General features: G+C 42.0%; 16 protein-coding genes and 1 riboswitch. Of the genes, 1 reads left to right on the forward strand and 15 read right to left on the reverse strand.

All coding sequences use genetic code 11. From position 1 onward, the window contains the following. Nucleotides 1-21: 21 nt before the first annotated feature. From RB160_RS05095 to RB160_RS05115, 5 genes are all read right to left on the reverse strand, one after another. On the reverse strand, nt 22-999 hold the full coding sequence (locus RB160_RS05095) for a hypothetical protein (protein WP_316569152.1): 978 nt from the start codon (nt 997-999) through the stop codon (nt 22-24). Nucleotides 1000-1153: 154 nt separating this feature from the next. After that, nucleotides 1154-1237: riboswitch (cyclic di-GMP riboswitch) on the reverse strand. Nucleotides 1238-1340: 103 nt separating this feature from the next. Then, complete coding sequence (locus tag RB160_RS05100) at nt 1341-1817, reverse strand: hypothetical protein (protein ID WP_316569153.1); 477 nt, start codon at nt 1815-1817, stop codon at nt 1341-1343. 200 nt (nt 1818-2017) lie between these two features. Continuing rightward, a complete protein-coding gene (locus RB160_RS05105) occupies nt 2018-2338 on the reverse strand; it encodes a hypothetical protein (protein ID WP_316569154.1) in 321 nt (106 codons plus the stop codon). A 57-nt stretch (nt 2339-2395) separates the two neighbouring features. Next, a complete protein-coding gene (locus tag RB160_RS05110; RefSeq protein ID WP_316569155.1) occupies nt 2396-3040 on the reverse strand; it encodes a DUF4241 domain-containing protein in 645 nt (214 codons plus the stop codon). Between the two features lie 160 nt (nt 3041-3200). After that, nucleotides 3201-3629 carry a HEAT repeat domain-containing protein gene (locus RB160_RS05115; RefSeq protein WP_316569156.1) on the reverse strand — a complete coding sequence of 143 codons (429 nt, stop codon included), beginning with the start codon at nt 3627-3629 and terminating at the stop codon, nt 3201-3203. Nucleotides 3630-3812: 183 nt separating this feature from the next. Between RB160_RS05115 and RB160_RS05120 the strand changes: the two genes are divergently transcribed. Next, complete coding sequence (locus RB160_RS05120; RefSeq protein ID WP_316569157.1) at nt 3813-5222, forward strand: PQQ-dependent sugar dehydrogenase; 1410 nt, start codon at nt 3813-3815, stop codon at nt 5220-5222. A 530-nt stretch (nt 5223-5752) separates the two neighbouring features. Here RB160_RS05120 and RB160_RS05125 read toward each other — a convergent pair. From RB160_RS05125 to RB160_RS05170, 10 genes are all read right to left on the reverse strand, one after another. Continuing rightward, nucleotides 5753-6394 carry a bifunctional 2-keto-4-hydroxyglutarate aldolase/2-keto-3-deoxy-6-phosphogluconate aldolase gene (locus RB160_RS05125; protein WP_316569158.1) on the reverse strand — a complete coding sequence of 214 codons (642 nt, stop codon included), beginning with the start codon at nt 6392-6394 and terminating at the stop codon, nt 5753-5755. A gap of 13 nt (nt 6395-6407) precedes the next feature. Next, nucleotides 6408-6989 carry a glucose-6-phosphate isomerase gene (locus tag RB160_RS05130; RefSeq protein WP_316569159.1) on the reverse strand — a complete coding sequence of 194 codons (582 nt, stop codon included), beginning with the start codon at nt 6987-6989 and terminating at the stop codon, nt 6408-6410. A 75-nt stretch (nt 6990-7064) separates the two neighbouring features. Further along, entirely contained in the window at nt 7065-8006 is a 942-nt protein-coding gene (locus RB160_RS05135) for a shikimate dehydrogenase family protein (protein WP_316569160.1), read from the reverse strand. Between the two features lie 16 nt (nt 8007-8022). After that, entirely contained in the window at nt 8023-9000 is a 978-nt protein-coding gene (locus RB160_RS05140) for a phosphotriesterase family protein (protein ID WP_316569161.1), read from the reverse strand. Next, nucleotides 8997-9953 carry a phosphoglycerate dehydrogenase gene (locus tag RB160_RS05145; protein WP_316569162.1) on the reverse strand — a complete coding sequence of 319 codons (957 nt, stop codon included), beginning with the start codon at nt 9951-9953 and terminating at the stop codon, nt 8997-8999. Before RB160_RS05145 ends, RB160_RS05140 begins: the two co-directional genes overlap by 4 nt. A 90-nt stretch (nt 9954-10043) precedes the next feature. Then, on the reverse strand, nt 10044-10793 hold the full coding sequence (locus RB160_RS05150) for a GntR family transcriptional regulator (protein ID WP_316569163.1): 750 nt from the start codon (nt 10791-10793) through the stop codon (nt 10044-10046). Between the two features lie 182 nt (nt 10794-10975). Next, on the reverse strand, nt 10976-11995 hold the full coding sequence (locus tag RB160_RS05155) for a zinc-dependent alcohol dehydrogenase (protein ID WP_316569164.1): 1020 nt from the start codon (nt 11993-11995) through the stop codon (nt 10976-10978). 39 nt (nt 11996-12034) lie between these two features. Continuing rightward, entirely contained in the window at nt 12035-13069 is a 1035-nt protein-coding gene (locus RB160_RS05160; protein WP_316569165.1) for a zinc-dependent alcohol dehydrogenase, read from the reverse strand. A 20-nt stretch (nt 13070-13089) separates the two neighbouring features. Next, nucleotides 13090-14079: an ABC transporter permease gene (locus tag RB160_RS05165; RefSeq protein ID WP_316569166.1), complete on the reverse strand. Its 990-nt coding sequence runs from the start codon at nt 14077-14079 to the stop codon at nt 13090-13092. A 6-nt stretch (nt 14080-14085) separates the two neighbouring features. Continuing rightward, nucleotides 14086-15576, reverse strand: a complete 1491-nt coding sequence (locus RB160_RS05170) for a sugar ABC transporter ATP-binding protein (RefSeq protein ID WP_316569167.1) — start codon at nt 15574-15576, stop codon at nt 14086-14088. Between the last annotated feature and the right edge of the window lie 81 nt (nt 15577-15657).

Raw genomic sequence — 15657 nt, forward strand, 5'->3', positions numbered from 1 at the left:
AAACGTTAACTCTTTCGTATATTAATCCCCAACATCCCAATAGGAATCTGTACCGGTTAAATAGTCGTAATCCAAGCCGCTAAACATATAATTACCGGTTGCTTTAGAGATACTGATTAACGAACTGACTCCAAACCCTTTTGTTCTCGCAAGGGCTCCGTTTTGTCCATATAAGTGAATTTCAACGGAAGCCTCATATTGTATAAAAGCTCCCTTGTCTTTGAATTCAACAGACTCATCGAGGTACTTAATTTCGTAACTGCTGTAATCTCCGTAGGTAATTTCATCAAAAAGAACATTGTATATTTCAGGAGGGCTATCTTGATCAAAAAGGGGAGTCAGGATTTCCCATGCTTCTTCCTCCGTTTTAGCCAATTCAATACTCGTTACTTTATCGAATAAGCCCCTGCCAATTCTTAGCATCATTTCTTCATTTACATCTTCTAAATAAGCGAAAGTTCCCTGGTTGTCTGCATCACGATAACTGCCATCCTGCACCTGGGATTCTTCAAAAACTCTCCTTACCGACAAACCTAATGGTTTCCCCTTTACATCGGCGAATATCACTTTTATCGACTTAGGTTCACCTTCTTTTAAAATTTGAGGCTCATGTAAGTAACCTTGGTAAACTCCTTGTTCCGTCAGCAAATTAAATACGGGAATCATGTCCTTATAGCCTAAGTAAAGATTCGTATCCGTTATACCTTCTTGAAATCCTAAAAGAGTCCTTACTTCAAGTTGTAGGATAAGCAGGTCAGGATTTGTTTGCATTTCTGCTTTTTGTACGTTAATTCCTAAACAACAGCGGGGTTCCGCGCCAACTAGAAGTGGAATCTCAGTTAATGTTGAGTCCTTTTGAATAGCAGCTTCGGCAGAAAGTTTATCTAACTCCTGCCCTCCCTTTTTTTCACCATTGTTCGCATTTTGAACGCTATCACTGCAAGAAGCCAGCAATGAAACTATCAGGATTGTTAAAAATAAAAATTTAGCCCGTTTCATCAAAATTCTCCTCGTAAGTTAAAAGTATGCCAATCTGACTTAGTAGTAGAGTGGTAGCGATCATTTTCTTTTTTAAACCAGCCTCCTTATTATTTGGGAAAAACAAAAACCCAACAATTAATGAATTGTTGGGCTGCATGAAACAGAAACAAAGAAGTGCAGCCCGACGATCATAGCCAAATGCCTTAGACTCGTAGCTTTGCGTCCCACCCTTTCAGATGGTTTGCCCAAATATTATTTTAATTATTTTATTATAGTCTATTTTACCTATTATTAATAGGATTTTTTTACTATGTTTCTATTAATTTCTATTTACGGATTACTATGTCCCCCTGAACTTCTCAATCATTCGTAAACACAACCGAATAGACATTAAAAGGCTCAAACTCATCTTCGTCTTCCGCACCTTCTTCATCAACTTCTTCAATCGGTATTCCATCGTGGAAAGGAAATTTCAAAAATTCCTCAAGGATAATCTCCAAATTCTCGATAACCTTATACTTACGGCCAAACGGCAGGCTCTTATGAAAATCCGATATTAGATCGAACCGCAGCCTCGCTGATTGCCACTCAAACCATACATATAAAATCATATTATGATCACTGTTTTTAACAATCTGTTGTTTTCGATTGTTTTGAACTTGATGAAAAAACGAAAGTAAATCTTCAGTTGCAAACTCGCTTGCCAAATCTTTTCCCAAAGAAATTGACAAAGTATTTTGGGCTATTTCATCATTCAAATCGTCAATAGATTCTCCGATAAACAACGTATCCTCAATAATTTCTTCCAACTCTTTTACGAACTCTTCTTTATTCATCGTTTCCTCCTAAACCATTCAGCTCTTTTGTGGAAAAATCGGCCCATACCACAAGCAAACTGTTCAACCGGCAGACATCAAATACCTAACGTTCACCTTCCCCGGTACACGCCAGCGACGGACAATATGCTTCCATCCCAACCCCGAGACCCCACCTTAAAAGTAGATCCCAACAAATTAAAATAAAAGTTATCCAAACACTAGAATGTCAAGTTTCCATTTTTCCATTCAGATAAGGTTACAGTAGCACTTAAACCGATACCTGGTCTTCGAACATTCTCCAATTGTTTAAGAGTTCTTTCTGCCTGAGCAGTTGCGACATTTAATAAGTACCTGGCAGTCCATATCCTTACATGCAGCGAATCATTTTCTAATAAAGGAATCAGCTCATGCAATCTATCTTGTTCCTTCAATATTAAGTAATTTTTGTGAATGTAATGGACAGCTCTATTAGCATATTTGATCTTTCCTTCTTCTAGCGCAGTATCATATTTTTTGCATTCATTTTCAAATTCAATCACGGCATTACTCTCCAAAATTCCACCCCTTTTTTCAGGTAATCAGATTCACTGGATAGCTTAGCTTATAAGAAAGTCAGTTATTAAACAAACTATGTCTCCATTTTCATCCATTCCCCAAAAACTTGGATAATTGCCATCTCCCCATCCACTTGAAAACATTGCAATGCTTGCTTTGTCTTTAATTGTTGTTACTATCCAACTTCTTGTAGCTTTGTATGCTTTATCAAACTCGTCTTCTAAATCGAGATAAAGCTCATAACCTGGATCCTCATCTTGCGGTTCATTTTCATAAGAAAGAAAAGTATTCTTAGTTTCTATATCCATGAAACAGCCTGTTCCAGAGTCCACTCCATAACCAAAATATTCGTCATCATCTTCCAACTCATTTATATTCTGTCCTGGTTGCAATGCCATCTCCCAAGCAGAAACTTTGTTATTGCTGAATTTAATCATTGCAAAAGCAATCCGTTCATCTTTACTTTCATATCGAATAATGCTAAATAGGACTGGATATTTTCCTGGGGTAACTTGTTTTGTAAAAGGCTCATCATCCATTCCAGTAAAAGGATCACAAGCTACGATTCGTCCACTCATCAGTTCTATTTCACCAATTTTTTTACAAAACATTTCCCTTTCTTCTGACATCGCTCGTTTTTCTCCATCATGAAACAACAAAAATGCAGGGTTCATTTTATACACCATTTAGCCCGCCTCTCAAAAACTTTTAATCTTTTTTCGAAAATTTCATTCCTCATTCAGGAGTTCAGTAATCAACTTGATTTTATTTATCAATTCTCGTTTTAATTCATATAAATCAGTAAAGACCAGTTAGACTACTACACTACGTTAAAAACCCCATACTTCATTCAACTTCAAAAGCCACCTGTGCCCTTCTCCTAACATATTCATCTTCGTCATGTAAAAATTGCTTGAGAAGAGTTTGTTTCTCTTCATTATTTACATGTATTTCGCCAAGTCCATATGCAATTTGCCAGCGGGCATCCGGGTCCGGGAACCTTACTGCTTGTTTAGCAATGTATAAGAACTGTTTTGGATTTTCTATTAATGCATCAATAATAATTTCGCACTCATTGTCTCTCGCTAAAATATATAGAAATTCATTAAGAAGCCCTTTATTCCACTTTTCAACAGGGGTTTCCTTAATTAACCTATTAACAAAGAGATAGATTTTTTCCCAATCCGGATACTCCGTTTCCCACTCCCCAAAGGATTTATCTGCCGTGGCAGCCCAATTCCTAAATCTTTCAATCTCTGAAAGCAATTCAATCATACTTTCCCCCCTGTTCGCTAAAGCTCCATCATTAATTGAGAAAATTATATATAGAAGAAACTCGCACTCCTTTAAGAAGTAAAACGCGAGATCCGCCCCCGCGCCCCCCTATTCCAGTACTAACGCACCAGTCCTCTCCATATTCTTATTATAAGGAAACAATTAGAAAGGGAGGTGAATTTTTTGGTAAATATTAGGGTTGGATTGCAGCCGATTGTACGGAATGTAAATTTACCGACTGTGTTGAAAACAGCATTCCTCCCGGGGGACTCCGTTGAACGATTATTCATCGCCACCCAGGTGGGGGAGATTTTTTACATAGGAGACGGTGGGTTAAGGACGTTTTTGGACATTCGCCCGCGTATTATAAAGCTGGGCTATGCGGGTGGCGGATATGACGAACGGGGGTTGGTGGGGCTCGCGTTTCATCCTCAATTTCCCACCAACGGCCTCTTTTATCTTCATTATTCAGCAGCTGGAACACAAGGACCCGGCGCACTTACTGAAGAATTTAAGCCCGACCCATGCAATCCGGGGACGTTAAACCTAAGATGGACAAACAGAGAAGCGCGCTTTGACCATATCGATACCGTCGAGGAATGGATGCTGCCATCCAATGGCCTACCCCAAAAACGGCGCACTTTACTGAACATACGGAGGCCATTTTTTAATCATAATGGCGTTAACAGCCTGAACTTTTCGCCTGAAACAGGCAAGCTGGTTTTAACAACAGGTGATGGCGGTTCAGGCTATGATCCATTCAATCTCGCCCAGGACGACATGGAAATGGCTGGCAAAATAATTGAAATCGATGTAAGCATAAACACGAATCTCAATAATCCTCCCATCGTCACACGTTTTAATGAACTTCCCCGCCCTATCCAGGAAACACTGGCCGTGATTGCCAAAGGAGTCCGGAATATACCAGGCATTTCATATCAGCGGATCCAGCAGCGGTTCACGAAATATGTGGGAATCGTCGGACAGGATTTCGCGGAGTCCATTTTCTCATTCGTTCAATTTCAGCCAATCCCGGTTACTCAGTTGGTTGAGGCCGCCCAAACAACCGCTGAAATTGGACAAAAAAGGTTAATTGACTTTGGCTGGCGCGGTTGGGAAGGCGCATTTCCCACCCCGGCTATAAGGAGCTGTCCCGGAAATCCGGCTGCAGCTACACATGCATTTGCCTATTACAACGACGCAGTAAAAACGTCCGAGACACGCATTCCGCCTTTCGTCACTTATCTCCACAGCGATAACCGCCCTGGTAAGTTCGGAGGGACAGCCCTCACTGGCGTGCAAGCCTACATGGGAACTGCCATTCCCGCCTTAACCGGAGGCGTCATATTCACCGACCTTGCCCGCAAGGAATCCTCCCCTGTCCGAGGGGTTTTAGCTTATTCCAGCGCAAGAACCGACCGGAAACTGAATGATTATACTGTCATAGAAACTGATAATCCTTTTGGCTCCCAATCCGCCTACTATGTCAGCCTCGGAACCAACCAGAACCAAACCCGGCTCTATCTAGGGGCTTATGGCTCGATGAGAGTAACCGACTTTAACCGAGGCACTGTTTTTGAAATTTTACCTTGAAGCGAGGGACCGAACTTAAAGCAAACAAAAAAACGCCCCCGTTAAAACTGCTCCAGCGGCAGCAACGGGGGCTTCAATCATTAATCAAGTTGGGATTATGATATATTTACACCGTCATTGTCACCCAACAGGATTTGAGTGACTTCCTTTTGGGAGTTTGGCAGGACAATGTCACTCAACGGGATTTGAGTGACAACCAAACCGGACATTCACCGTCGGTTGTCAAGAATCGCGAGCTTGCGTGACAACTAAACAGGATTTTCACTCTTGGTTGTCACGAATCCAGAACTTGCGTGACAACTAAACAGGATTTTCGCACTCGGTTGTCACGAATCAAGAACTTGCGTGACAACCGAACCGGATTTTCCTCCTTGGTTGTCACTAATCGCTATCACCATGGCTCAAAAACAGTCTCTCGCTCAAAAAAAAAGTATGCTCCAAGGGGTACGCCAAACCACCACCCCATAAGAAAGCATACTTTTCAAATTAACCGAAGCATGAGGGAAACCTCCTCATGCTTCCAATTATTTTCACGCACGTGCACTTTTAATTTTTTCAACAAACTGCTGGGCCAATGTGGTGATGGATTGATAATCCCCTGTTTTGGCGCCTGCTGTAAGACTGCTTCCAGCACCTACAGCAACGGCCCCTGCTTTGATCCACTGATCGACATTGTCGATGCTTACGCCGCCTGTTGGCATGAGATTTGCCTGTGGCAGTGGGCCTTTGATCGATTTAATGATGTTTGGACCGAAAGCTTCTCCCGGGAAAACTTTTAAAATATCAGCACCGAGTTCCATTCCTTTGACAACGTCCTTAATCGTCATGACACCCGGCATATATGGAATTTGATACCGATTGCAAAGCTTCAGTGTTTCTTCATCCAAATACGGGCTGACCACATATTCCGCTCCGGAAAGCATGGCAATCCTTGCTGTTTCGGAGTCCAGAACCGTTCCTGCGCCGATAATGATTTCATTTTGATATTCTTTTGCCAGCTCTTCGATGACCTTAGTCGCGCCTGGAACAGTGTAGGTAATTTCAATCGCGGCTGCTCCGCCTTTTAGGCAGGCGTCGGTAATTCTTTTCGCTTCATCGGCATCATTCGCCCGGACAACGACAACTAAGCCGGATTCTGTTATTTTGTTTAGAACTTTCCACTTTTTACTCATTTCCACATACCCCTTACGCTTTCCATTTTGGATTATCAATGACTTCAGGTTTGCCATCTATCTCTACTACAAGCTTTCTATATCCTTTTGTTTCAATGGTGCCATAATCATGGCCGGCATCGGCACGGAAAGTAAAGAACGTTACTAGCGGTTCATTACCCAGGTTAATGCTGCGGTGGGCATAACGTGGTGGAACATAGACAGCCTTTCCAGGGGAGAACTCCTGGATATCCCAATCCCCTTCTGGATTTTCCATCATCATTGCACCCTTGCCGCTTAAGCAGTAATACACCTCACCCGTTTCTAAAATGGTATGGAAGTGGCCTTTTGTCATATAGTACTCATTTCCGACTTTTCCAGGGTAAAGGATGCTTGTTCCGAATAACAAATCCCCTGAAGTTTCCGGCAAGTCCAGTTCATAAAACTCATACGTAAGCGGGTCGCCACTTTCAAGCGCGGCATTAAATGCTTCTTCATCTGCATACATGCCTTTCATTTTCGAAAGGTGGCGCTTCGTCGATTCCTTTGATGTCGATAAACCGGTCACAAGGTCAAAATCAACCGTAAATGGTCTTACAATATCTTTTACACTCATTCTTTCCACCTCATAAATTTTATTTTTAAAAAATGGGTCCTACCATCCCTCTTTTGAACCTATAAACCCTCAACTCTATCTCATTTGATTGGAAATTTGTTCAATCCGGTCAAACACTTTCCCGGTAATATCAATGTGGAATACTTCGGCAACAACCTGTGTCCAGCCGTGAATAAAGTAAATCCAGCCGTCTTCTATATACAGCTTCCGCGCTTCCTTTTGACGAATCGCCTGATGCATAAAATCAAGTTCGCCGCGATAATTCAACTCCCAAACCAAGCTTTCTTCCGGGAAGATGGCATCATCCGTTAAAGGTGAACCTGGGCGATCCTTACCCAATCCGGTCGCATTAATGACAAGCGAATGTGGTTTCAATTGTGCCAAAAGGGCATCGTTTTGGGTTGGTTCCGGTGTTAAATGGTACTCAGCTTCAACATTCGGATTGATTTCTTTAATGATTCGGGCAATCTCATCAAGGCGCCCTTGGCTGCGGTTTGCTACCACAACTTTAGAAGGAATGTTTTCCCCGTTTTTCGGATCCAGTAAATAGGAACTGATGGCAATCGCACTTCCCCCCGCACCAATTAGGAACAGTTCGCCGCCATGATCTTTCCAGTAGTTTTCCGGTATGAAGGCTTCCATAGCCAAGCCGCTGGAAATTGGATCTTTTGCATAGCCTTCCAGCTTGCCATCCTTTTTCGATATCGAAGAAAGTTCACCAAACATTGTGGCATATGGGTCAAGATAGTCAAACAAATCCTTGGCCGCATCGTATAGGTCGATTTTATGTGTGGTGACCAACGCGCCAAGTGATAATTCATCATTTTTAATAAATTCCACGACATCCCGATAAACTTGCGGTTCAGCATGAATCTCGATGTCAATTCCTTTTAAGACGACATTTCCAAGCTCCAATGCTTCTGCCCAGCGTGGGAAAAGCTTCATGATGGAAGATTTCGTTGTGGTGACACCAATAAAATACATCGTAGGCAGGGTTGCTTTCTCTGGTAGTTTCATAGAATGATTCCTCTCCTTATAAATGATTGTGTTCACAACTATTGCTAAATGCTTTTGCAGGATTGTCGCGCATCATTTTGTTAATAACGGTTTTTGAAACACCGCTCTGTTCGAGTTTTGGCAAAAACGAGGTTGTTAAATAATCCAAACCAAGTTCACCGCCATAGCTTTTCAATCGTTTTCGAGTCGTATCGAGCCCGAGCAGCAGCTGATCCTCAAAGCCTGCCTCCAGTAGTTTTAAAATAAACTGTACTTCCTCTTCATCGGAATGATATTTAAAGCGGCCAATCGTATCCAGTTCCACATAAACCCCTGTCCCAGCTACATGGAGCGCATAATCGATATTGTCCATCTTCCGGTCCAAATGGCAGATGATTAATTTGTCCGGTGCGACTCCAAGATCGGTATAAAGCTTGATCTGATCAAGGGCTGCCCGCCCCATTTCCGTATGGCTCATGATCGGTGCACCGGTTTCCACCGCAGCTTGAGCAGCTGCTTTGAAAAGCCGGTAGAGCGGCCCGCCTACACCATCTAAATCAGATGCCGTTTTGATAATCCCGGCTTTGGCCGCTATTTGTACCTCCGGCCATGCTTCCTCGCCATCTGTGTACATCCCATTTTCCAATTCATCGATAAATAATTGTGTTAGTTTATCGGCGTCCGCCGTCCGGATCCAGTGGTTTTCATGGTAAAAAATCAGTTTATGGAAACCGGTGGAGGCAACGATTTGCACACCCGTTTGCCTTGATGCTTCCATCAGCCATTGGCTATGGCGGCCGCTTCCTACCGGTTGGGCGTCGACAATCGTCTTTCCGCCGACCGCTTTAAACAATCGTAATTCTTCAACCGTTTTATCAAAGTCATCTATTCGCAATGCCGGGTCGATTGTAGCTGATACTCCATCCTTTAGAAAAAGATGCTCATGACTGTGGCAAAAACCGATATCCTCCGGTGCAATCGGCCCAGTGACTGTATTTATGACAGCCTTTTTCATTTAACAAGTTCCTTTTGTGCAAGCATGTTGAGCAGGTTTTCCGTTGAAACCATTGCCATCCGTTCAACCGCCTCATGCGTGTAAGCACCGACATGTGGTGTCAGGATGAAATTCGGCAAAGCTACTAATGGATCACCCTGTTTTGGAGGTTCCATCGAGTACACATCCTGCGCCGCCACGCCCAGTTTTCCGTTGGCTAGAGCATCGTAAAGGGCAGCTTCATCGACCAGCTCTCCGCGTGCAGTATTAATAAGAACCGCGGAAGGTTTCATCAGTTTCAACGTTTCGGAATTGATCAGGCCTTTCGTATCTTCGGTTGCCGGCAAATGAAGAGTAACAATATCTGCTGATTTTAATAATTCATCCAAATCCAATTGCCTTTCTACCCCATAGGCTTCAAGAAATTCCTGATCATTGAAGTATGGATCATAAATTGTTACTTTCATTCCAAGTCCAACAGCCCGTTTGGCAACCTCTTTTCCGATTTGCCCGCCACCGACGATGCCCAGCTGTTTATTAGTTAATTCAAAGCCAATCGTGCGATTCCAACCGTTTGCCTTCACGCCGGCAGCTACTGATGGAATATGTCTTGCGGCTGCAAACATGAGCCCGATTGTGTGCTCAGCTACGGAAATCGAATTGGTGCCGACAGCATTTTTCACAGGAATCTCTAACTCTGCCGCCCGTTTTAAGTCTATATTGTCCATACCTACTCCATATTTTGAGATGGCACGGAGGTGTTTACATTGTTCCAGAACATTAGCTGAAAGCGGATCGACACCGATAATAATGCCGACAACATTGTCTTGTGCCGCTTCGATGATTTCTTCTTCCGTCATCGTTCTGCCTAAATTATTTTCAATGATTTCATAACCATGTTCCTGCAGCATTTTATGGGCTTTTTCTTTGTAGTTCTTAAATGATTTTGGCGTAATTAAAATTTTTTCTGCCATGTCATCCTCACCCCATCAGGTTATTTATGAATCTATTCCATAATTTTGTAATTATGTAATTATGTCATTACATAAGACCATAAAAAAATATTAACGGCTCATTTCAAATGTGAAGCTATTGCGGTCCCCGCGATATTTAGCATGTGAATATTCAATCGGGATTCCGTTCGATAAAAACGTAATACTTTTAATTAACTGGATGGGCGCTCCATGTTTTACATTGAGCAATTGTGCTTCGTAATCACCTGCCAAGGTCGCTTCCAATTTTCTCGTCGCCTTTGAAATACGGCAGGTTAATTTCCTTTCAATAAGCTCATACAAAGATTCCTGTTCCAGGTTTTTATTAAGAAGGAATTGACAGTAAGTGTATGGCAAATAGGTGTCGACAAATACAATGGGATCTTCATTGGCAAACCGCAATCTTTGCAGCTTGATGACCTTTTCGCCCTCCGGTATCCTTAAAGCCTTACTTACCGGTTTATCACTCGTTACTGTTGTGATGCCAAGAACTTTCGTTGATGGGAGCATGCCCTTACTTTTAATTTCATTATTAAAACTGTCTAACACCTTCAGAAATTCCTGTTGGATTTTCGGGCGGGAAATAAATGTCCCCTTCCCTTTTATTCGATACAAGTATCCTTCAAACACCAATTCATTAATAGCCTGCCTGACCGTCGGGCGGCTGATTTGAAAGTGCTGGCTGATTTCATGCTCGGTTGGGATCGGCACTTCCAAATTATCATGGTTATGGAGAATATAATCCAACATAATTTCTTTTAACTGAAAATATAAGGGAGTTGGAATCGCTTTATTCAATGTTTTTTCAAATAATATAGACATACCTATACTCCTGATCAACTCGATTCTATTATGTAGTAACATAACAACATAATGACAACTTTATCTTAAAGCTAACCAAATTATTTGTCAATTTTAACATTCAGCAGGATGTGTATGCCTGGAGCTCCTCGCTAAACAGCTTTTTGAAAAAACAATCCACGTAAAAACGTGGATATTCAGCATTATTCCATATCAATCATAACCTTCATCGCATAATCTTTTTGCTCATCAACAATCCTATATGCTTCCGGATAATCCGAAAATTTTACACGATGGGTGATTAACGATTCAAATTCAATCAGGCCAGCATTTACAAGCTCAATTGCTTTGATATAATCCTCTTCACGATACATCGCACTGCCGAGTAAGGAAAGTTCATGGTCTTGAACAATCCCCATATTCACTTTGCCTAATTCACCGACTACCCCGACAACGACGATTGTGCTGCCTTTGCGGGCAGTTTCGATGGCTTGGTTAATGGTGGCGTTAATTCCAATGCATTCAAAAATAATATCAGCCCGGTCAGTTCCAAAATGCTTAAGGATAGTTTCAGCTAAATCTTCGTTTTTGGCATCCACAATTCCGAGGCCACACTTTTGTGCCAGTTCAAGGCGATATGGGCTTAATTCAGACACAAGAACAGCTTCTGCTCCCATCGCTTTCGCTGTTTGGGCTGTTAAGTTGCCAATTGGGCCGCCGCCCAACACGACTATTTTTTTGCCTGTTACATCACCTGCGCGTCTAATCGCATGAACAGCGACAGCAAGCGGCTCAATCATCGCACCGTGATCCCAGCTCATTTCTTTCGGCAAAGCCAGCGCTTTATCGGCATCGACAACAAAATATTCACTCGCCATACCGGTAGTCTGGAAACCCATTACTTTTAATTCTTCACAGTCATTATAAAGGCCGTGTGTGCATGGATAGCATGTACCGCAGACCACTTGAGGCTGGATGGTAACCTTGTCTCCTACTTTTACATTCGTTGCCTCGCTTCCAACTTCGACAACCTCTGCAGAAACCTCATGCCCCTGAACAACCGGATAACTGGTAAATGGATGTTTCCCATGATTGACGTGAATATCAGAGCCGCAAACCCCAATGCGTTTCATCTTAATTTTGATTTGATTTGGCTTCACTTCCGGTACCGGAACATCATTAAATTCAATCTTCCCTGGTTCAACCATAATCGCTTGAAGCATTGTTTTTCGTCTCCCTTATTATGAAATCATTTCAAACTATCAGCGATAAGTAATCACAGCCTTCTTTTGCACCTTATGTTCCAAGTACTGCTGGAAGGCCTGCAATATGTTTTCGAATGGGAAGTAATCTGAAATAAATTCTTTCAGGTTCAGCTTACCTTCTCTAATCCAAGTTAAAATTTGTTCGTAAGCTTCACCTTCCTCCAATTTAGAAGGCATTTGTTGGAAGTTAAGCTTCCAATTGTATGGGGCTTTTTTCCAATCTAACTGCATGTTGTCCGTTCTTGGTACGCCATAACAAAGAATTTCACCGCGATCGGCGAGCAATTCCATTGCCTGATTGATGATTTCCGTAGAACCGACGGCATCGAGCACATACTTGACCCCATCCGGGTGGATTTTTCGAATTTCATTTTTGATGTCGCATTCACGGCTGTTTAAGGCAATTGCGGCCCCACTATCCAATAAAATTTGTTTCTTTTCTTCACTTCTGGCAATGCCAATCACGGACTGATTACCCATTAAACTCATTAGCTTGATAAAAGTTGTGGCGACGGGACCGCTGCCGAATACGACAACACTATCATGTGGCTGAATGCCAAAATAGGTAAGTGTACTATATACTTCCCTCAAGGTAACAAGCATGGCAGCATCTAAAGCGTCAATATCTTGAGGAACAATCTGCTGCGCATAAGCCGCTTCCGGGATGGGCTCATCCTTATAGGCTGCCTTATCATGGATGACACCGTACTCACTGAAGGCACCCCATGCGGAACCTAAAGAACCATAAAGTTCGGGATCTGCATCCGTAAACGGAAGCAAGACAATATCGCCAACTTTAAAGCTGGTAACTTCGGAACCCACTTCAACCACTTCACCTACCGCTTCATGACCGAGCATGACCGGATACGCTTCCTTTGAAAATCCTTTAAAGGCAGTTTTAATAATGGTGGCATCCGTACCACATATTCCGCAGCTAATTGTTTTCACGAGTGCCTGTTTCGAGTGGTAACGGGGAATCGGAACTTCCTTTACCTCTAACTTGCCATGAGCATCTACCACAAGGGTTTTCATCTAATCTTCTCCTTTGGCAATTAAACTGCCTTTTCAGACTTATCTGTAAGGATTTGCAAGAAAACAGCCGCGATAATGATTAAACCTTTAATAATATCCTGCGGATACGAAGGGACTGCCATTAGGTTCATAATATTACCGATCAATGCAAGGATAAGGGCACCCGCTACCGTTTTGGTAACCCATCCTTTACCTCCTGCAAGGCTTGCACCACCAATTACACAAGCTGCAATTGCATCGAGCTCTTGTCCCATACCGACTGTTGCGCTACCAGTTGACGACCTTGCTGCAATAAAGATTCCAGCTAAAGCTGAAAGTACACCTGCAACCGCGTAAGTTGATGTGATATAACGTTTCGTACGGATACCAGCAAGCTGAACCGCTGTTGGGTTACTACCAATGGCGATAACGAGTCGTCCCCATCCGGTAAATTTTTGGATTAAGGCAAAAATAATCACTAAAGCTGCTGCGATAATAATAATAGGAAAGAAAAATTCACGGCTGACAAGCTTGTCCAAAGTGCCGATTTGTAATTTAACTGGGGTTCCATTTGTTAATACAAAAGAGACCCCCCGAGCGATAACCATCGTTGCCAATGTTGCCACGAAACCTTGGAAATTTCCGTATGCAACCAACACTCCCGAGAAAATTCCAAAAACCAATCCAACTGTCATCGCCACTAGCATCGCTGGTAAAAAGTGCATTCCGAAATCGGTAATCAAAATCGAGGAAACGGTTGCCCCAACGGCCATAACGGAACCAACGGATAAGTCAATGCCTCCGGTCATGATGACGAAAAGCATACCAACTGCGACTAAAATTGGCCCAGCTTGTTGTAGGAAGATATTCCGTATATTCATCGAAGTTAAAAACGTGTCCGAAAGTAAACTACTGATAATCACTAACACTAGCAAGATGATATAAGTATTGTTATCGATTAAAAATTGTTTAAAATCGAATCGCTTTCTTGTACTTACTGACTGTGCTTGTCCCAATTCTAAGTTAGCCATGATCGTTTAAACCCCCATCGCCAGTTTAATTAAGTTATTTTCACTTAAGTCTGATTTTTTTACTTCCCCTTCGACAGATCCATTGCGCATAACAATCGCACGGTCACATATCCCAATAATTTCCGTCATTTCAGAAGAAATAACGATAACGCCTACCCCTTCTTCGGCAATTCGGTTGATAATCCTATAGATTTCTGTCTTTGCCCCAACGTCTACACCGCGAGTCGGCTCATCAAAAATAATCAGTTTACAGTCGGCAGCAAGCCATTTAGCAAGAGCGATTTTCTGTTGATTCCCCCCGCTCAGGCTATTGGCATTATGCTCGGTCGAACCGTACTTCGTTGAAATGTCTGCCAATAATTCCTTTACATAGCTTTTTTCTTTCTTATGATTAATAATATCCAGTTTTTTGACTTTAGACAGTGAAGCTAAAGTTGTATTGATTCGAATGCTCTGTTCCAGCAGCAAGCCTTGTTTTTTCCGATCCTCAGTAAGAAGGCCAAGCCCATTTTTAATTGCTTCTCTAGGGTCTTTGAAATGAACTTCTTTGCCAAAATAAATAACTTTGCCAGAATCCCTTTTATCTGCTCCAAAAATGGCCCGCATCGTCTCTGTTCGGCCGGATCCCACTAAACCGCTAAACCCAACAACCTCTCCTCTTCTGACTGAAAAGCTCACATCATTCACCATACTGCCGGCTGAGAGGTTTTCTACTCTTAAAATTTCCTCGCCGATTTTCGCATGTCTTTCAGGGAATAAATGAGTAATTTCGCGGCCTACCATCATGGAAACCAATTGTTCTTTATTTATAGATGAAGTGACAACTGTGTCCACATATTTTCCGTCTTTTAGTACAGTGATACGATCACTTAATTCAAGCAATTCTTCCAAACGGTGCGATATGTAAACAATACTTACACCGTTATTTTTCAACTTCCTTATAATATCAAACAGCTTTTGAATTTCTGAAAAAGTCAAAACCGCCGTTGGTTCATCAAAAACCAAAACTTTGGAATTTCTAGTTAAACATTTACAAATTTCAACTATCTGTTGATAAGCTACACTTAAACTTCCTACTTTTGCATCAGGATCGATATCTTCGAATCCTAATTTAACCAATTGTTCCTTTGCTCTGCGCTTCAAAGATTTCCAATTGATAAACATTCCTGATTCAACGAGTTTATCAATAAAAATATTCTCTGCTACTGAAAGGTCCGGTGCGAGCATGAACTCTTGATAGATAACTGAGATACCAAGATCCATTGCATTTTTAGGTGATGCGATCTTCACTTCTTTACCTTCGATTAATATCTGGCCTTCATCTTTCTGATAAGCACCAGCCAGAATTTTCATTAAAGTGGATTTACCTGCGCCATTTTCACCAATCAGAGCATGGATTTCTCCTTTTTTAATGCCCATCGAAACATCTGTCAATGCTTTAACCCCACCAAAATGTTTTGAAATATTACTCATTTCTACGATGTAATCATTCTGCATCCTCTGGTTCTCTCCTTTCTATAGCAGTAATAATAGTAGAAAAAAATCCTCCTCTTTGTGCCAAGGAGGATTTTTTCAGCT

Source organism: Neobacillus sp. YIM B06451, assembly GCF_032667185.1.
GTDB lineage: Bacteria > Bacillota > Bacilli > Bacillales > Cytobacillaceae > Bacillus_D.